Here is a 17637-nt window from a genome sequence, read left to right as displayed (position 1 = left end):
AATGTCACGATTTTTTATCGACAGACCCATTTTTGCTTGGGTGTTAGCAATTGTAGTTATGCTCGCGGGTGTATTGGCGGTCAGAGGATTACCGGTCGCTCAGTATCCGTCAATTGCACCTCCGGCGATTAGTATTCAAGCAAGTTACCCAGGTGCGTCTGCCCAAACCTTAGAAGATACAGTTACTCAGGTGATTGAACAAAAAATGAAAGGCTTAGATGGCTTGCTTTATATGTCATCAACCTCTGAATCTAATGGCTCAGCCACATTAACCCTTACTTTTGATGCTGATACCGATCCTGATATTGCACAAGTTCAGGTACAGAATAAACTTGCTTTGGCTACGCCTTTATTACCTGAAGAAGTACAACGCCAAGGTGTGTCAGTGGCAAAGTCTGCGCGTAACTTTTTAATGGTTGCAGGTTTTGTGTCTGAAGATGGCAGCATGAATAACATTGATATTGGTGATTATGTTGCGTCAAATGTGCAAGATATCGTTTCACGTGTAAACGGTGTAGGGGAAGTACAGTTATTTGGTTCACAATATGCGATGCGTATTTGGCTTGACCCTAATATGCTACAAAAATATGAACTCACCCCTGCGGATATCAGCGCGTCAATTAGTGCGCAAAATGCCCAAGTTTCAGCAGGCCAGTTAGGTGCATTACCAGCTGTTGCAGGACAACAATTAAATGCCACTGTGACAGCGCAAAGCCGCTTACAAACCCCTGAACAATTTAGAAATATTTTTGTTAAGACCAATGATGATGGTTCAGTGGTACGTTTATCTGACGTAGCAAAAGTCGAATTAGGGGGCGAAAGCTACGCGGTTGTAGCCCGTTATAATGGTAAACCAGCCTCAGGTTTAGGGATAAAATTGGCCAGTGGTGCAAATGCCCTTGATACTGCACAAGGTGTTAAAGCGGCACTTGCTGAGCTTGAGCCTTTCTTTCCAGAAGGCTTGGCGGTAGTTATTCCTTACGATACAACGCCATTTGTAACCTTATCAATTGAAAAAGTAGTCAGCACATTAATAGAAGCCGTGGTGCTTGTGTTTGTGGTGATGTATTTGTTCTTACAAAATTTTCGTGCAACCTTGATCCCAACCATTGCGGTACCTGTGGTTTTACTTGGTACGTTTGCTGTGCTGCAAGTGCTGGGCTATTCAATTAATACGTTAACCATGTTTGCTATGGTACTGGCCATCGGTTTGCTGGTGGATGATGCCATTGTTGTGGTTGAAAACGTAGAGCGGGTTATGACCGAAGAGAAACTTTCTCCTATTGAAGCAACCCGAAAATCAATGGATGAAATCAAAGGTGCACTGGTGGGTATTGCCATGGTGTTGTCGGCCGTATTTGTACCAATGGCATTCTTTGCCGGCTCTACAGGGGTTATTTACCGTCAATTCTCAGTGACTTTAGTAACTGCAATGAGCTTATCTGTATTAGTTGCGCTTATACTAACGCCTGCACTGTGTGCAACTATGTTAAAACCAAGCCATGTACATAATAATAAGTCGTTATTTGGTCGCTTCTTTATTGGCTTTAACCGTGGTTTTGATAAAACAAATAGCGGTGCGCAAAGCTTTGTGGGGCGAATGATCAAACACAGTAAACGTTACCTTTTATGCTACGGCTTAATTGTTGGCGGTATGGTGTTTATATTCTCACAACTTCCATCAGCTTTTTTACCAGATGAAGACCAAGGTATTTTGTTTAATCAAGTAAGCTTACCAGCAGGTTCAACAACCGAGCAAACGCTTAAAGTGGTTGAAAAAATGGAAAAGCACTACTTAGAAGACCAATCTGAAGCAGTGCGCTCGGTGTTTAGTGTAACTGGGTTTAGTTTTGCAGGCTCTGGACAAAACGCCGCTATTGGTTTTGTTGGCTTAAAGCACTGGGATGAACGCCAACGTGATGACTTAGCTGTTGGTGCAGTTGCAGGCAAAGCAATGGGTTACTTTTCTACGATTAAAGAAGCCTTTGTGTTTGCTTTCCCACCGCCTGCAGTTGTTGAGCTAGGTACCGCCAATGGTTTTACTCTGTTCTTGCAAGACCGTGTTGGCTTAGGTCACGATAAATTGCTAGAAGCACGTAATATGCTTTTAGGAATGGCTGCTCAAAGTCCGGTGTTGGCAGGTGTTCGTCCTAACGGCCAAGAAGATAAACCTGAGCTTGAACTCGATATTGATTTAGCAAAAGCACAAGCCTTAGGGTTAACTCAGGCTGATATCAACAGTACGTTGTCAACTGCATGGGGTAGTAGCTACGTCAATGATTTTATTGACCGTGGCCGAGTTAAAAAAGTGTATCTACAAGGTACGGCTGAATCACGCATGGCACCAGAAGATTTAGACAAGTGGTATGTCCGTAATAGCAATGGTGACATGGTGCCATTTACAGCATTTGCCCAGTCTTATTGGACGTACGGCTCGCCACGTCTTGAGCGTTACAATGGCTTTTCAGCCATGGAAATTCAAGGTGCTGCAGCGCCAGGATACAGTACAGGCCAAGCGATGGACGAAATAGAAAAACTGGTTAAACAGTTACCTGCGGGTATTGCCTTTGAGTGGACGGGTATTTCTTATGAAGAGCGTCTAAGTGGTGGCCAAGCTCCAATGCTTTACGCGTTATCATTACTGGTGGTGTTTTTATGTTTAGCGGCTCTTTACGAGAGTTGGTCTGTCCCTGCGGCGGTAATGATGATAGTACCACTGGGTGTTTTTGGTGCTGCTATGGCCGCCTTTGTTGGTGGTTTATCAAACGATATTTACCTACAAGTTGGCCTACTGACAACTATTGGTCTTGCTTCTAAAAATGCGATTTTGATCGTTGAGTTTGCGATTCACAAAATGGATGAAGGGATGGAGTTAGTCGATGCGGCGATCACTGCGGTGAAGCTTAGACTGAGGCCGATTTTAATGACCTCAATGGCATTTATTTGTGGTGTGTTACCTCTGGCTATTGCTTCAAGTGCAGGCTCAGGTGCGCAAAATGCACTGGGTATTTCGGTGATTGGTGGCACCTTAGCTTCGTCGGTTATTGTGGTGGTATTTGTGCCATTATTCTTTGTCTTAGTAAGACGAGTGTTTCCGGGTAAACATAAAACCGTAGCGCAGGAGCAATCAAATGAAGTTTAAAACATTGAGCCTAGCAAGTATCAGTGCGCTGGTATTAAGCGCGTGTCAAATGGCACCTGAGCTTGAGGATATTGAACTACCTGTGCCAGACAGCTACGGGGTTGAAAGCGGACAAGGTAATATTGCCGATTTAAAATGGCAGCAGTTTTTTAATAACGAAAAGCTGCAAGCCTTAATCGAACAAACCTTAATCCATAATAAAGACATTAAACTTGCTGCACTTAACGTGCAGCAAGTCAGAGCGTTATATCAAATAGAAGACTCAGCCTTGTATCCCTCGATTGATTTTTCAGCATCGGGGACACGCCAACGACTGCCTGCTGATTTGTCATCAACTGGCAGTGCCAGCATAAGCGAAAGCTATTCTGCTACTGTGGGCATGACGGCTTACGAGTTGGACTTATGGGGAAAAGTACGTAATCAATCAGATCAAGCATTACAAACTTTGTATGCCTCAGAGCAAGCACAAACCAGTGTTAAAATTAGTTTAATTGCAGAACTTGTTAATGCATGGCTTAACTATGCAGCCGATAAAGAGCTATTGGCACTTGCTCATGAAACGCTTTCCAGCCAGCAAGAGTCCCTTGAATTAATGGAAAAAACCTATGCACTTGGCGCAGCTTCTAAGTTAAGTCTGGCACAAGTACAAAGCACGGTTGCCACAGCGAAAGTGGATATTGCCAATTATCAACGTTTATTAAAGCGCGATAAAAACGCGTTAGATTTACTGGTGGGAAAAGTGGTGGCCACTGAGTTGTTACCTGAACAAAGCTTGGATGAAGTACTTAACTTTCCTGCGGTTCCCGTGGGTTTACCGTCTGAATTATTAGAGCAACGTCCAGATATTAAAGCGGCTGAATATCGTTTACTCGCAGCAAATGCCAATATAGGTGTAGCAAAAGCGGCTTTTTTCCCCAGTATTAGTTTAACCGCTAATGCAGGTACTGCTTCAGCTGATTTAGATAATTTGTTTTCAGCGGGAACGGGTACATGGAGTTTTGTGCCTTCGATAAATTTACCAATTTTTAATATGGGCCGAAACCAAGCTAATTTAGATGTTGCTCAAGCTCAGCAAGAAATCGCTTTAACAACTTATGAGCAAACAATTCAGCAAGCATTTAAGGAAGTGTCTGATTCACTAGCGGATAGAGCTGGCTATATGCAGCAGTTGGCAGCGCTTGAGGAGCTTTATAACAGTAACCAAGTGACCTTTACGTTATCACAAGCACGCTTTGAAAAAGGGGCCGACAGCTACTTGCAAGTGCTTGATGCGCAAAGAAACTGGGTAAGTGCAGGACAGCAACTGATCACGGGTAAAAAGGCCTATATTGCAAGTCAAATTAGCCTATACAAAGCGGTAGGTGGCGGTTGGCAACGGCCAGAGCACCAAACACAATAATGGTTTTTATCACTAGTTTACTTAGTTCTTGTTGTAACGCACAAGGTCAGTGGTTAAGATCGTGTAAACTAGTGATAATTTTTAAGTTAGAGGTTAAAAAGAGCAGTGCTTTTTTGAAAACACCATGAACACGAAAACGAAGAGAAAAACAGATCCCGCTTTAGCGCAAGCGCGTCGAGAACAAGTACTATGTGCCGCTGCCGATTGCTTTAAGCGGAAAGGCTATCACGGGGCTGGAATGGCTGAAATATCGAGAACAGCGGGTATGAGTGCAGGGCATATCTATAATTATTTCGCCAGTAAAGAAGCGATTATAGAATCTATTATCGAACGAGATATGGAAGAGCTATTTTCTGTCTTTCAAGAGTTTGAAGATCAACCTGGTAATTTGGTCACTATATTACTTAATGGGCTAGATTCAGGTGTAGAGCGCCATATTGATGTTGATCAAGGCGCACTTGATTTAGAAATGCAGTCAGAAGCTGCACGCAATGAAAAAGTCGCGCGGTTACTACGCAAGTCGGACCTTCAAGCCAGAGAAAAGATGCGTAGTTTATTAGTCGGTGAGCGCAGTCCGATAAAAGCAGCCAAAGCGGCTGAAATAGATAGCCGCATTGAAGTGATGTTCGCGCTGATGAATGGGTTGTTAATGCGCAAAATACTTAATCCAAGTATAGATAAAGAGCTTTTATTAATTGCAGTTCGCCCGGCAATGAAAACCTTAATTACCCCTTTTGACTAAATACGCTCTATTGACCACTGTATGGCGATTAACGCTATCGCTAATGACCCTGCAGGCATTAACCATTTTTGATACCAAGCGTGGTTTCTTGCCAAAATCAGTAATGGCAGGGCAACAATTAGGATAGCGAGTTGGCCGATTTCTACGCCTAAATTAAAGGCTAATACACTCAGTAACTGGTAGTCATTAGATAAACCCAGCTCGCCCAATACACTGGCAAACCCCATTCCATGCAATAAACCAAAGCCAAAGGTGATCCAACCTAATCGTAGTATCACAGGCCAAATATTATTCAGCGCAGCGAATAACACGGAAATAGCAATACCAAGTTCTACCCAGCGACTATTCGGTGAAAGTATGTTCATAGCCGTTGCCGTTAAGGTAATTGAATGGGCTAACGTAAATGCGGTGACTATCCACGCGGTGTGCTTAAAAATAGTTAACTTAGAACCAATACCATGCCATTTTTTGTTGTTACGTACCAGTACACAGGTTAGTAATAGTGCAATTAAAAATAAAATATGATCGGGGCCCATCCAAATATGCAATACGCCTTGATACACATACTGAGTAAACGTTGCTAGGTAACCACTGCCTGTGAAATCAATGGTTTGCGTTGAGTTGCCAGCACTAAAAATGCGAGTGTGTTTATTTATGGTTGTAATCGCTTTGTGATTCGCATCTAAATTAAAAAAAGCACTGTAACTAAGCGTAAAAGCATCGCTTGTTGGACAAATAAAGCTCAAGGGGATCACCACATAAGGTTGATTAAAGTGAGAATCCAGTTGTAAGGGGCCATTGCTTGTCAATGCGCAGGTGTGTTTGTTAGATATTGTTGCACTAACAGAGTCAGAGACAAATTCATCGATGGTGGTGCGTTTTGTGGTTATTTCTTGCCATGTTATATGACCATCGGCGTTTAAATCAAAGGCAACTTTTTGCTCTAAATCGGCGAGTTGAATTTGCCAGTAACCGGTTAGTTTGCTTTGATCATTTATTGTCTCTGTTTGTTCTAAGTTAAGATAGCTGGTACTTAGTTGATGGCTATATGTCACTTGGCTGAGCATGATACAGGCAGTATATAGCAGGGTGCATAATAGGGTTTTCATAGCGTTGCTCCTTGTGCACGGTCTAGCAATTGCTGGTCAGACTCAAGCTTAGCTTGTTGCCAATTAACTTTGGCCCAGTACAAGGCTTTATCAGGCTGTTTATTGAGGTCTAAATAATAGCGAGCGAGATAGCTGGCATGAAACCTATCTTGGCGCAGCTCTCTTAGTTGTACACGCTGCGTCATGAGGTGTTGCCATTCGCTCTGTGGGTTTTTAGTATTGTTTTGTTCGGCAATAGCAAGGCGAAGTAATAGGGCATCTTCAAGGTTTTGATTATTACTGGTTAATGAAGGGAGCGTATTAAGTACTTTTTGATAATGCCCAAGCGCTAGTTGAATATCAGCCCACAGTACAACTAGGCTGACAGGGGCTGTGTTTAAAGAGAGTGTATTTAGGTGGCTTAATGCCGCTTTTGGCTTGTTCAACCTCATTGCCATTTCAGCGAGAACATGACGTGTAGACTCACTTTGTTTATGAGGCACAATACTATTTTTTAAGCTTTGGTAACTTTGCTTTAATTGCCCGTCTTGGCTTAATGCATCAAGCGCACACGTATTTACGACATCGATAGTTGTTAAGCCAGTTAATTGTAAACATTGTTGCTTTGACGCTGTAAATTTACCTTGCACCATCAGTATGTTGGCGCGAAGTAGATGCGTATTTATATGTCTAGGGGAGTGCTCTAGCACGTCTTGGGTGATCAATAGTGCTTTGGTGAATAAATGTTCGCGCTGTAATACACGTGCATACATGTAACCAATATCAGCTGTTGGTGATTGTATATAACGTTCATGTAGTTGTGCTTTTAGCAACCCTTGACTGACTTGTGTTTGTCCGACTTGTTGACTACTAAGTAAAAGGCTCATTAATTCATCATCGCTGAGCCTAGCTATATTGGTAGAGCGTGCTTTAGCAATAACAGTATCTCCGCTAGGAATATAAGGCTCAGCCCAGGTATAAAAAGGTACGATTAAAGTGATGTATAAAAGTGCACGAGTCATCATTGTTTTCTCCTAAAAAGGCCATCCGTGGCCTGCAAGTTCTCATAAGGGCTTAATTTTCCGTTAACAGATCATCAAAATTAGCCTGTGCATCGGCATTGGTGAATACGCGACCATTAACACTCAATGGTTTATCGGTTGCGGCTTGACTAAACGCAGCACGCCCAAATTGTGCGAAATCCACTTCTAGTGCTTCAATAGTAATATCAACCACCGCACTTACTTGGGCGTTAACACCATCGCTTACGGCAAATGTAAAGCTATCAGAGCCAGTGGTCTCTGCATTAGGTGTGTAGGTATAACTACCATCACTGTTCACTACAACCATGCCAAGCATGGGTTCACTTAGCAGTGAATAAGTTAGGGCCTCACCTTCAGGATCGGAGCCTTCTAGCATGTCGTTAATGGCAACTTCTGTTTGTGTTGTTACCATGGCTGATGAAGCGGTAGGTGCTTTATTTACAACTTCAATAGGCATGTCTTGTTTACTATGATCATCATCGTTACAGCCACTTAATATAAGTGCGCCAAATAACATAACACCATGTGATAGTTTAAAAGTACGCATAACTAGTCTCCTTATTTAGACCCTGCAAGTGGAGTTGCAAGGTATGGAAAGCTTGCATCCATCATAGTTGCATCAACAGGTGCGCCGTCTGTAAATGGTACAGTGCCAACACTTGCATCATCGCTGGTACACAAACCTAAATCTGTATCAGTTCCATTAACTGGAATTGGGTAACATAAGCGCCCCATGACAACACGCAGTGCAATATCAACAACATCATCGCCAGGACGACGGCCATTCGGGAAACCCGCTAAATCATCACCAGCAACACCAAACGCCGATTGTTCAGCTTGTGCTTTAGCGGCAATCTGGGTGTTTAAACGTAACATTTCAGCACCGGTTACGGTTGCTAATTGGTTAACCCCAGGAAAACCTGTTAAAAATGCAGTAACTAGGTCATTACGTGGGAAGTTAGTGGGTGCAAGGGTCTCAATATCCGTTCCTAAGGTGGTATTTACAGCATCTTTAAATAAGATATTAAGTAATTCAGGTAACGACGGATGGGTAACGTAGTCAATAAACTGGGCATCGTCTTTTGGCTGTGAAGTTGAAAACGCATCTTTATCTTTTAAGCCAATAACCAATTCATTTACCAGTGGGTTACCTAAGCGAGATACTTGCGTCAGTGCGCCACCATTAACGGCATTCTTAGCAAAAGACGCATTTGAATTTAGAATACGGGCTTGCGGTAGGCTTGCTGTTGTCCAAGAGCCGATAGTACCGTTACCATCACCGGTTACACAGTCTTTAGGTACTTCTATAGCAATAGCGGTTACGTTCTTATCCGCTAAGTCATCATTCGTTGCGTCCTGTGTGATGCCACCAGGAAAACCTTCACCATCACCAGCGCCAGGTGCACTGTCGCCTTCAACGGGTACGTAATTTACTAAATCAAATGTTTTACCAAGATTTACTACAAATGGGTCTTTGCGCTGGCCAACAAATACTTTAGCCATGGCATCACAACCAGGCATTGATACCGTATAGACAAACTGATCAGCATAACTTTTATAGTCTTGCATCGAGGTAAATGTTTTATTACCAATATAATCGAGTGGTTTGCCAAAATCACCCGTATTCGTGTTGGTATTAGTGAGCATGGTTTTAGTGCCAGTACGTTGCTCGCCAGATATCATTGCTAGTGTGTATGATTCACTAAAGTTAACTGCTGAGTTATCGCCAGCGGCAACACCGCCAATATTTTTCAACGGTACAGCAACTGTGCGTTGATTATCTTCGGGGCCTACTGTTAATGCTACGCCTTGATTGTTATCTGGCAGCATACTTTTAAAATTAAACGCGAAAGTAATATCTTCAACAGCATCGCCATCATTATCAATATGAATACTGTATGTGGCGTCAGGGTCCATGGCAAAGTAGTTTGGCCCGCCATAGCCATCTTGTAATGGAATATAGTTGGCGATGAACGTAACGTAATCGCCGCGCCCTTGCTCGTAACTATTAAATGCATAAAAATCGGTAGAATCTAAGGTCGGAAAGCGACTGATATTGGGTGCTTCGCGGTGACTTGACGCCTCTGAAGGCGCGCTTACTAAGGTACTGCATACTACAACTGCTAATATTGATGGAGTTAAAGTTTTCATGACTTTTTCCTTTAGTTTTAGATAGTGGTCATAGCTATAACGGGTGGCAGATTCAATTGGATGCAAAAAAACGTGAAATATTTTAATTAAATGTGAACTGTTACTTTTTTTGTACTTAACTATTTAATTTATATAACAAAAGAAAAAGCCAGCTTGCGCTGGCTAAAGTGTAGGAATAGATTTACTTATAGCTTAAAGAAGTATTAACTCAGTTGTGTATAACACTTCAGTTGGCAGGCCATTTGGTGAGCCTCCTAAAGGTTCTAAACTGATTGCCAGTAATGCAATATCTTGGGCATTAAAGCGGTTATCTTTTAGCAATGATTTAATGCCATCTTTAGGTAAAAGACCCAGCGATATAGGTGTATCTTGCCCTTTTAAAATCATCCAAAGCTCATAATCTTTGTCAGTTCTGGCGGCTAACTTATCACTGGCTTTAACAGATAGGCTCTGCTCATTTATATCTATAAACCATAATGGTTGTTCTGATGCATCTTTAAACAAAGCAATTTGCTGAGTTTGCTGTTGTATAGGCGCTTGTGGTTGCCAAATAATTAATGCAAGTACAATACTGGCTGCCGTTGCGATTAACGACCAAGCTTGCCAGATACTGGTTTTTGGCTTAATGACGTTAGCTTCTGGGGATACAGTATGCACACTCGGCTTGGCGTCAATACGTTGAGAAATCACTTGCCATACAGAGTCGCTGGGTGGCTCGGATTTTATTGAACTGGCTAAGTTATTTAAATGCTGCTCCCACATCCAGGTTGCTTCTCTAATGCGATTAGAGGTCAGCATTAAACGTTGAAAACGCTTACGAGCTGGGCCTTTGAGCGTACCAAGTACGTATTCTGCAGCGAGCATGTCGATGAGCTTCTGATTGTCATAATTCATAATGTTAAACACCTTTGCAACTGTTGCAGGCCACGTCGGATCCAACTTTTAACGGTACCAAGTGGGGTCTCAATATGATCCACCAACTCGCTATGAGTTAAGCCTTTATAATAGGCTAAGTGAATAGCCTGCTTTTGTTGATCATCGAGTTGCTCCATGCAGTCCACGAGTTTGCTTTTACCTTCATAATCAACAGTAATTGCTTGATCAGCAGGCTCCATATACGCGTTATCATCGTCAAGGCTTTGCTCTTTTCGGACCTTGTGATAACGAAGTGAATCTAAGCTCCGGTAACGAACAATACTGATCATCCAGCTAATAACCGTTCCTTTTGAAACTTGATACTCAGATGCATTGTGCCAAATCTTAACAAAAGCATCTTGGAGTGCTTCTTCTGCATGAGCACGGTTACTGAGCATTTTTAAGCTTATTGCAAATAATTTCGGGCTTGTAGCACTGTATAGTTTTGCAAAAGCTTGCTTATTTCCCTGAGCGGTCGCACTTAACAGGGGGAGCAATTCGTCGGTTTCCATAAATGTCCTTTATTATTATAAGTAACGTGTGAGGTCGTTGTTTGGATGCAAAAAAATGTTGGTAAAGGTGATTAATATTCAGCCTAGCAGTAATATACGGCTTATCAAGTTAAGTCGATCAGCTTCAGAGTTGAAAAAGTATGAATTTAGAACAATTTCGATGGTTTTTAGCCCAAGGGATAAAATATTACGGTTATCAGTAATAAAAGCCCTCTATTAGTTATGGTTAAACGGTGTATGAATGTAATACACTGTAGGAAAAGCAGACAACATTAAGAGAGATTAAAATGGCAGCATTTGGTACCGTATTTATGCCACAAATGATCCAAGCTCGTTTTACGGACAATGCTTGGAGTGAAAGCGAAATAGTTCCTTGTGATAAAATAGAACTCCATGCAGGGGCACATGTTCTTCACTATTCAAGTACATGTTTTGAAGGTTTAAAAGCGTTTCGCCACGAAGATGGCTCTGTTTACATTTTTAGAATGGACGCAAACATTGCCCGCATGCAACAAAGCTCGCAGTTATTGAGTTTACCAAGCTTTGAAGGGGCAAAGCTTGAGAAAATGATTACTGATATTGTTAAAGAGTATGCTGACGAAACTCCGTTACCGCCAGGTTCTATGTATATACGACCAACTCATATTGGCACCGAAGCGGCCATAGGTAAGGCGGCTGTACCATCAGCAAGCTCATTGCTGTATGTATTATTGTCGCCAGTAGGCGATTATTTTGCAGGTGGTGCAACGGCACTACGAGTTTTACTTGAAGAAGATGGTATGCGTTGTGCTCCACACATGGGCATGGTTAAAAGCGGTGGTAACTATGCCAGTGCATTAGCACCTATTTCTGCCGCGCGTGATAAATATCAAGCAGACCAAATTTTATTTTGCCCTGGTGGTGATGTACAAGAGACCGGCGCTGCTAATTTTATCTTAATCGATGGGGATGAGATCATCACCAAAGCACTCGATAGCACATTTTTGCACGGTGTGACCCGTAATAGCATATTAACCATTGCAAAAGACTTAGGTATGACGGTTTCTGAGCGTAACTTTACAGTAACTGAGTTGCTAGAGCGCGCAGCAAAACCAGGCACTGAAGCGGCACTTTCTGGCACTGCAGCAGTACTGACACCGGTTGGTACGTTTATTCATAATGATAAAGAATACCAAGTAGGCAGCGGTAAACCAGGACCTACCACAATGCGCTTGCGCCAAGCGTTGAATGATATTCAATGGGGCAAAGCACCAGATACACATGGCTGGTTAACTAAAATTGATGTGTAAATGCTCACCTATTTGAAAAGCCTAGGTTTTAACCTAGGCTTTTTTTTGCCTGTCACCTATCCTTTAACTGTAAGTTACTCGCAGTGGTGTGTAAAAATAACTCAGTGTAAATAACAGTAAAACATCTAATGTATTGATTTTAAGTTTATTTTACTTTTTTAAAAGCGGTGTGACTATTGCATTTATTTAGCTGATAAGTTGTATTTGTTAGTCAGTTTTTATCTCAAATACCGACAAATAACGCTATAAAATGAATAACAAAGGAGCATGTATGTGGGCGGCAGTTAGTTATATATTGTTGGCAATTGTGTTTATTATTATGGGTTGGCAAGTTAGCCCTAGTTATTTCTCTATTCTTTTTTACTGGACTGCGCTGTCGTTATTACTGGTAGGGGGCGCATACGTTTTTAATATCGCAAAGATTTTTCGTAAACGTGAAAACGGTGTTATTCCGTTTTATATTCGCTGGGCATTTGTTCCTTTCTTATTGGGGGCGCAAGTTTATAACGCTTGGAGCCGTAAGCAGGATAAAGTACCGCCACTGCAACAAATTAATGATCATCTATTTTTAGCCTGTAGGCTATTTCCTTCTGATATAGATACCATGAAAGAGTACGGTATTACCGCTATTTTAGATGTTACCTGTGAATTTGATGGACTTGAATGGTCATCAACACAAGAGAACATTAAATACCTGAATATTCCAGTGCTCGATCATCGTGTACCTACTCGTTCTCAACTTAACCAAGCGATTAATTGGATTGATCATCATGTTAAGGAAGATCGCCGCATCGTTGTGCACTGTGCACTAGGTAGGGGCCGATCTGTATTTGTGATGGCTGCCTACTTATTAAGCCAAGACAAAAATGCTGATGTGCATAATATATTAGCGCAAATAAAAGAAACCAGAGAAACCGCTAATCTAAATAAGCACCAATTACGCCATTTGGTTAAACGTCATCGCAATGGAGAATTACTGATTAAAAATAAAGCCGTGTTAATCGCAAATCCTGTCTCAGGTACTAAGTTGTGGCAGGAAAAAGAACACCAAATAGTTGCCCGATTATCCGCTTATTATGATTTAACTATTTTAACCACCTCAAAAGAAGAAAACGGCATTGTGTTGGCTAAACAAGCGATGATCAATAAGCCCAATATGATCATTGCATGTGGTGGTGATGGTACGGTTGCTGAGGTTGCCAGTGTTCTAGTTAATTCAGAGTGTAAATTAGGCATAATCCCACTTGGCACTGCGAATGCGCTAGCGCATGTTTTAATGGGCATACAGTCTAAAATTATTCCTGTCGAATTAGCATGCGATTTAATTATTGAAGGACAAACTCAAAAAATGGATACCGCATACTGTAATGGCGAATTAATGCTATTGTTGGCGGGAATCGGCTTTGAGCAAAAAATGATTGAGAAGGCTGACCGTGAAAGTAAAAATGCGGTTGGTCAATTAGCCTATTTACAAGGTTTTTGGCAGGCTCTTGGACAACAAACAGCACAGGAGTTTACTGTGCAGTTAGATGATAATGAACCGCGTGAAATTAATACAAATAGTTTGATTGTGGCAAACGCAGCACCTTTTACCACACTGTTAGCACAAGGTGGTGGACAACCGGATCACAGCGATGGCTTATTAGATATCAACTGGCTAACGCCCAATGAAGACGCTACGACAAATGTATTTAGTATTGCTGAGTTGATGGTTAGTAGTATGACGCAAACCCATCTAGCGATTAACTCTCATCATACCAACGCAAAATGTGTCAGGATAAGTGCTGCTGATGAAATAAAGTACGTACTTGATGGCGAGATCAAAACTGCTGATGAGTTAGTTATCGAGATTGAGCCTAACTCGCTTGCAGTTATTTGTGCCGAAACAGAGTAAGGTCGATGACCTTACTTCTTAATACTTGGCCAAACAAAGCCGCTCGCTTGCGGTTTTGTATCGACGCAATTATCTAAATACAGCTGTTCAACTTTCGCTCGTGCCCAGGGGGTTTTCCGCAAAAACTTAAGACTCGATTTAACGCTAGGGTCTGATTTAAAGCAGCGAATATCAACCTGTTCAGCCATGACTTTCCAGCCAAGTGTTTGCTCGAGTTTTACCACTATTTGCTCTAAAGTAATACCGTGTAACGGGTTGTTTGCTTGCTGATTCATAATTCACTGTAGGTTATAAAATTCGCCGCTATTGTAGCTTAACTGGGCATTGATACCTAGTTCACACGAACTGTTTTTGGCTTTTGCGGGTAAATAACCTCATTTTTTTCGTTGAGCATTAACCAGCTTAGCGCACTGTTATTATGATTTGGGTTTTTCGCCGCGCAAATTAAGCGAATATTAGCCATGCTGATGATTGCTCCTTCGCTATAACGTTTGTCCTCATACCAACAAATAGCATGTTGAGTTAATGCATCTTGTGGGGTTAAAAATAACCGTGCTTCTGGCGTGTTACTAAAACTATTTACTGAGTAAATTAGGGAGATAAAACAAGTGCCTATAATATTTAAAATTCGCATACTCAGCCTTTGCATTAAAAAATAACTACACTAAGCTTAAAGCGTGTTAGGGTAAATAAGCAACAAAATAATAATTTTCTTACAGCAAGGTGAACACATGCAATTTAACCAATTAATGATTGATGAATTTGAACTGCTCGCTAAGTTTCCGCGTAGCAGTAAAATGCAGGGAATAAAAATTCATAGCGATGCGAATGAGAACCTGATTAGTGCAGCGCAACGGTTATTTGATAAAGGGATTATAGATAGCCCAGATGGCGGGTATTTAACAGATCTGGGCTTAGATTTAATTGAGCATGTTAGTGTGTTACACAGTGCTTTAAGTGGTTAAGTTGCATCAGCTTGATTTTGTGGTGCAGCATTAATAAAAGCATCTAACTGATTACAACGTTCATAAATGGCTGCTATCTTAGGATAAGCAGTCATATCAACGTTAAACCGTAAAGCGTTAAACACTTGAGGTACTAAACACACATCAGCAAGGCTTGGTTTGTCACCGACACAATATTCATGGCTGCTATCAAGTAACAGTTCTAGTTTTTCAAAGCCTACTTCAATCCAGTGACGATACCAGGCATTTTTAGCCTCATCATCAACACCCAACTCAGTACTTAAATATTTGAGCACTCGTAAATTATCCACTGGATGAATATCGCAAGCAATGGCGTAGCACAAGTTGCGAATTTGCGCTTTTTGCCATGCATCACCATACAGCAAAGGGTTTTGCGGGAAGGTTTCTTCTAGGTATTCTAAAATAGCCATAGATTGCGCCAGTACGCCTTCATCTGTTTCAAGCGCTGGCAATAAACCTTGAGGGTTTTTGCCGAGATACTGTGCACTCTGTTGTTCAGATTTTAATAAATTAACAGCAACAAGTTCGTGATCAATCTCTTTTAAATTAAGTGCAATACGAACACGATAAGCCGCAGATGAGCGAAAATAAGTATACAGTTTCATAAAATAGCCTCAGGTTAAGCTTTAAAGTGTTTTGTAATTGTACGCCAACAATCAGTATAGTTTGGTTGGCGCTCTTTGCCTTCTAGGGCATACTTGGTCGGAGAAATCACGTAGCGAGATTCAAACATAAACGCGAGGGTGTTTTCATAGCGTTGTGGTGCAAGCTCTGCATTTGAGGCTTTTTCAAATACATCGGCCTCAGGGCCATGGGGCGACATACAATTATGTAAACTCATTCCGCCGGGGACAAACCCATGCTCTTTGGCATCGTAAACACCTTCAATTAAGCCCATAAACTCACTCATGATATTGCGATGATAGTAGGGTGGACGGAAGGTGTTTTCAGCTACCATCCAGCGCGGTGGAAATATTGCAAAATCAATATTCGCAACGCCTTCTGTCGCTGAAGGTGAGGTAAGCACGGTAAATATAGATGGATCAGGGTGATCAAAACTCACTGTATTCATGACATTAAATCGTGCAAGGTCATATTTGTAAGGAGCACTGTTACCCGTCCACGCTACAACATCTAAAGGGGAGTGGCCAATATCGCAACCAAACATATTGCCGTTAAATTTTGCGACTAGTTCAAAGTCGCCTTCTTTATCTTCATAGGCGGCAACAGGGTAGTGGAAATCACGGTCATTGGCGTAGCCATTTGCACCGACAGGGCCACGCTCTGGTAAAACGTATGCATGGCCATAGTTTTCACAAATATAACCACGTGCCGTATCGGTTAATAACACCACTTGGAATTTAATACCCCGGGGAATAACCGCAATTTCTCCAGCTTTAATGGTTAAATGGCCACACTCTGTTTTAAGTAATAACTCACCTTGTTGCGGTACAAATAACATTTCACCATCGGCATTATAAAAATAGCGCGTTGTCATCGACTTATTGGCAACATAAACGTGAATGCCAATGCCTGTTTGAGCATTGGCACTGCCATTGGCGGCCATGGTTACTAAACCATCAATAAAATCTGTTGGCGTAGTCGGAATATCAATCGGGTTCCAACGTAGCATGGTCGGTGGTGTCGGGACTTCAGTGATAGGTGCTGTACGAATTAAACCATTATCAATAGCCTTGTAATCACCTTGGACCACCGACGGGCGAATACGGTACATCCATGTGCGGCGATTATCAGCACGCGGGGCAGTAAATGCGGTGGTACTAAATTGCTCCGTGTATAAATCGTATTTTACTTTTTGCGGGCTAAACTGACCAATTGGAAGGGCACCTGGCAAGGCTTCGGTTTCAAACTCATTACCAAATCCAGTCATGTATTTTAATTCGCTTGTCATCACTCGACTCCTTTATGTTTTACTGTAAGATACTCTCATATGAGAGTAAGTTCAAACATCTAACCTTTATTGGCTGTACATATTTATGGACAATATAGGTTAGTTGTAAATTAAGAGGTTAAACAAGCTTATGGCACTCGATTTAGATACTTTCTTACCTTATCGGTTGGCAAAGTTAGCCAGCAAAATGAGTGAACAGTTTGCACCTGTGTATCAACAGCAGAGTGATTTAACCATTCCTCAGTGGCGCATTTTGTTTAATTTAGCGCAATTTGGGCAGAGCAACGCAAAAGCATTGTGCCAGCAAGCCGCTATGGATAAATCCACAGTATCACGGGCCATAAAAGCATTAATTGAAAAACACTATGTTGTCAGTCTAGTTGACCCTGATGATAAACGAGCTAGTTTATTGAAACTGAGTGAGCAAGGTGTAAGTTTATACCAGCAATTAGCGCCAGCGGCTTTAGCATGGGAACAGAATTTATTAGAAGTGCTATCTCAAACCGAGTACCAAGCCCTGCTTAGTTGTTTGGATAAATTAAACGCGCAGCTAGGTGAATAAAA

General features: G+C 41.7%; 17 protein-coding genes. 7 read left to right on the top strand and 10 right to left on the bottom strand.

Going from position 1 to position 17637, the window contains the following annotated elements; genetic code table 11:
- Position 1 precedes the first annotated feature (1 nt).
- From NQT69_RS11665 to NQT69_RS11655, 3 genes are all read left to right on the top strand, one after another.
- Positions 2–3142, top strand: coding sequence for an efflux RND transporter permease subunit (locus NQT69_RS11665; protein WP_256827837.1), 3141 nt, complete (start codon positions 2–4; stop codon positions 3140–3142).
- Positions 3132–4541, top strand: a complete 1410-nt coding sequence (locus tag NQT69_RS11660; protein ID WP_256827836.1) for an efflux transporter outer membrane subunit — start codon at positions 3132–3134, stop codon at positions 4539–4541. The genes NQT69_RS11665 and NQT69_RS11660 overlap by 11 nt, the downstream gene beginning before the upstream one ends.
- Positions 4542–4665: 124 nt before the next feature.
- Positions 4666–5283 carry a TetR/AcrR family transcriptional regulator gene (locus NQT69_RS11655; RefSeq protein ID WP_256827835.1) on the top strand — a complete coding sequence of 206 codons (618 nt, stop codon included), beginning with the start codon at positions 4666–4668 and terminating at the stop codon, positions 5281–5283.
- Here NQT69_RS11655 and NQT69_RS11650 read toward each other — a convergent pair.
- From NQT69_RS11650 to NQT69_RS11625, 6 genes are all read right to left on the bottom strand, one after another.
- Positions 5280–6392, bottom strand: a complete 1113-nt coding sequence (locus NQT69_RS11650; RefSeq protein ID WP_256827834.1) for a HupE/UreJ family protein — start codon at positions 6390–6392, stop codon at positions 5280–5282. The two genes, NQT69_RS11655 and NQT69_RS11650, sit on opposite strands and share 4 nt — an antisense overlap.
- Positions 6389–7396, bottom strand: coding sequence for a tetratricopeptide repeat protein (locus NQT69_RS11645; protein ID WP_256827833.1), 1008 nt, complete (start codon positions 7394–7396; stop codon positions 6389–6391). Before NQT69_RS11645 ends, NQT69_RS11650 begins: the two co-directional genes overlap by 4 nt.
- 49 nt (positions 7397–7445) lie before the next feature.
- Entirely contained in the window at positions 7446–7961 is a 516-nt protein-coding gene (locus tag NQT69_RS11640; RefSeq protein WP_256827832.1) for a cadherin-like domain-containing protein, read from the bottom strand.
- Between the two features lie 11 nt (positions 7962–7972).
- Positions 7973–9565, bottom strand: coding sequence for a DUF4331 domain-containing protein (locus NQT69_RS11635; RefSeq protein WP_256827831.1), 1593 nt, complete (start codon positions 9563–9565; stop codon positions 7973–7975).
- A 192-nt stretch (positions 9566–9757) separates the two neighbouring features.
- Positions 9758–10459, bottom strand: coding sequence for an anti-sigma factor (locus NQT69_RS11630; RefSeq protein WP_256827830.1), 702 nt, complete (start codon positions 10457–10459; stop codon positions 9758–9760).
- On the bottom strand, positions 10456–10992 hold the full coding sequence (locus NQT69_RS11625; RefSeq protein WP_256827829.1) for a sigma-70 family RNA polymerase sigma factor: 537 nt from the start codon (positions 10990–10992) through the stop codon (positions 10456–10458). The genes NQT69_RS11630 and NQT69_RS11625 overlap by 4 nt, the downstream gene beginning before the upstream one ends.
- Positions 10993–11273: 281 nt before the next feature.
- Between NQT69_RS11625 and NQT69_RS11620 the strand changes: the two genes are divergently transcribed.
- Together NQT69_RS11620 and NQT69_RS11615 are read left to right on the top strand one after the other, a co-directional pair.
- Positions 11274–12281 (top strand): branched-chain amino acid aminotransferase, encoded by a 1008-nt coding sequence (locus NQT69_RS11620; RefSeq protein WP_372823180.1) that lies wholly within the window; start codon positions 11274–11276, stop codon positions 12279–12281.
- A 271-nt stretch (positions 12282–12552) separates the two neighbouring features.
- Positions 12553–14175, top strand: coding sequence for a diacylglycerol kinase family protein (locus NQT69_RS11615; protein WP_256827827.1), 1623 nt, complete (start codon positions 12553–12555; stop codon positions 14173–14175).
- An 11-nt stretch (positions 14176–14186) separates the two neighbouring features.
- On the opposite strand, the gene NQT69_RS11610 is transcribed toward NQT69_RS11615, so the two are convergent.
- The gene (locus NQT69_RS11610) at positions 14187–14450 is read right to left on the bottom strand and encodes a VF530 family protein (protein ID WP_256827826.1); all 264 of its coding nucleotides are present in this window, start codon (positions 14448–14450) and stop codon (positions 14187–14189) included.
- Positions 14451–14506: 56 nt separating this feature from the next.
- Positions 14507–14809, bottom strand: coding sequence for a DUF1496 domain-containing protein (locus NQT69_RS11605; RefSeq protein WP_256827825.1), 303 nt, complete (start codon positions 14807–14809; stop codon positions 14507–14509).
- Positions 14810–14906: 97 nt separating this feature from the next.
- On the opposite strand from NQT69_RS11605, the gene NQT69_RS11600 reads away from it, so the two are divergent.
- Positions 14907–15140 carry a TIGR02647 family protein gene (locus NQT69_RS11600; RefSeq protein ID WP_256827824.1) on the top strand — a complete coding sequence of 78 codons (234 nt, stop codon included), beginning with the start codon at positions 14907–14909 and terminating at the stop codon, positions 15138–15140.
- On the opposite strand, the gene maiA is transcribed toward NQT69_RS11600, so the two are convergent.
- Positions 15137–15766: a maleylacetoacetate isomerase gene (maiA, locus tag NQT69_RS11595; RefSeq protein WP_256827823.1), complete on the bottom strand. Its 630-nt coding sequence runs from the start codon at positions 15764–15766 to the stop codon at positions 15137–15139. The genes NQT69_RS11600 and maiA overlap by 4 nt on opposite strands.
- 14 nt (positions 15767–15780) lie before the next feature.
- Positions 15781–17073: a homogentisate 1,2-dioxygenase gene (hmgA, locus tag NQT69_RS11590; RefSeq protein WP_256827822.1), complete on the bottom strand. Its 1293-nt coding sequence runs from the start codon at positions 17071–17073 to the stop codon at positions 15781–15783.
- A gap of 130 nt (positions 17074–17203) precedes the next feature.
- On the opposite strand from hmgA, the gene NQT69_RS11585 reads away from it, so the two are divergent.
- Complete coding sequence (locus tag NQT69_RS11585) at positions 17204–17635, top strand: MarR family winged helix-turn-helix transcriptional regulator (RefSeq protein ID WP_256827821.1); 432 nt, start codon at positions 17204–17206, stop codon at positions 17633–17635.
- Positions 17636–17637: the final 2 nt, after the last annotated feature.

Origin of the sequence: Pseudoalteromonas shioyasakiensis (assembly GCF_024518675.1) — a bacterium.
Lineage (GTDB): Bacteria > Pseudomonadota > Gammaproteobacteria > Enterobacterales > Alteromonadaceae > Pseudoalteromonas > Pseudoalteromonas shioyasakiensis_B.
Note: the sequence above shows the minus strand (reverse complement) of the source record. Positions and strands in the feature narration are given on the sequence as shown.

Bases quoted from the DNA above. Each gene is read 5' to 3' on its own strand.
- NQT69_RS11665 (WP_256827837.1), top strand. From the start codon at position 2: ATGTCACGATTTTTTATCGACAGACCCATTTTTGCTTGGGTGTTAGCA.
- NQT69_RS11660 (WP_256827836.1), top strand. From the start codon at position 3,132: ATGAAGTTTAAAACATTGAGCCTAGCAAGTATCAGTGCGCTGGTATTA.
- NQT69_RS11655 (WP_256827835.1), top strand. From the start codon at position 4,666: ATGAACACGAAAACGAAGAGAAAAACAGATCCCGCTTTAGCGCAAGCG.
- NQT69_RS11650 (WP_256827834.1), bottom strand. From the start codon at position 6,392: ATGAAAACCCTATTATGCACCCTGCTATATACTGCCTGTATCATGCTC.
- NQT69_RS11645 (WP_256827833.1), bottom strand. From the start codon at position 7,396: ATGATGACTCGTGCACTTTTATACATCACTTTAATCGTACCTTTTTAT.
- NQT69_RS11640 (WP_256827832.1), bottom strand. From the start codon at position 7,961: ATGCGTACTTTTAAACTATCACATGGTGTTATGTTATTTGGCGCACTT.
- NQT69_RS11635 (WP_256827831.1), bottom strand. From the start codon at position 9,565: ATGAAAACTTTAACTCCATCAATATTAGCAGTTGTAGTATGCAGTACC.
- NQT69_RS11630 (WP_256827830.1), bottom strand. From the start codon at position 10,459: ATGAATTATGACAATCAGAAGCTCATCGACATGCTCGCTGCAGAATAC.
- NQT69_RS11625 (WP_256827829.1), bottom strand. From the start codon at position 10,992: ATGGAAACCGACGAATTGCTCCCCCTGTTAAGTGCGACCGCTCAGGGA.
- NQT69_RS11615 (WP_256827827.1), top strand. From the start codon at position 12,553: ATGTGGGCGGCAGTTAGTTATATATTGTTGGCAATTGTGTTTATTATT.
- NQT69_RS11610 (WP_256827826.1), bottom strand. From the start codon at position 14,450: ATGAATCAGCAAGCAAACAACCCGTTACACGGTATTACTTTAGAGCAA.
- NQT69_RS11605 (WP_256827825.1), bottom strand. From the start codon at position 14,809: ATGCGAATTTTAAATATTATAGGCACTTGTTTTATCTCCCTAATTTAC.
- NQT69_RS11600 (WP_256827824.1), top strand. From the start codon at position 14,907: ATGCAATTTAACCAATTAATGATTGATGAATTTGAACTGCTCGCTAAG.
- maiA (WP_256827823.1), bottom strand. From the start codon at position 15,766: ATGAAACTGTATACTTATTTTCGCTCATCTGCGGCTTATCGTGTTCGT.
- hmgA (WP_256827822.1), bottom strand. From the start codon at position 17,073: ATGACAAGCGAATTAAAATACATGACTGGATTTGGTAATGAGTTTGAA.
- NQT69_RS11585 (WP_256827821.1), top strand. From the start codon at position 17,204: ATGGCACTCGATTTAGATACTTTCTTACCTTATCGGTTGGCAAAGTTA.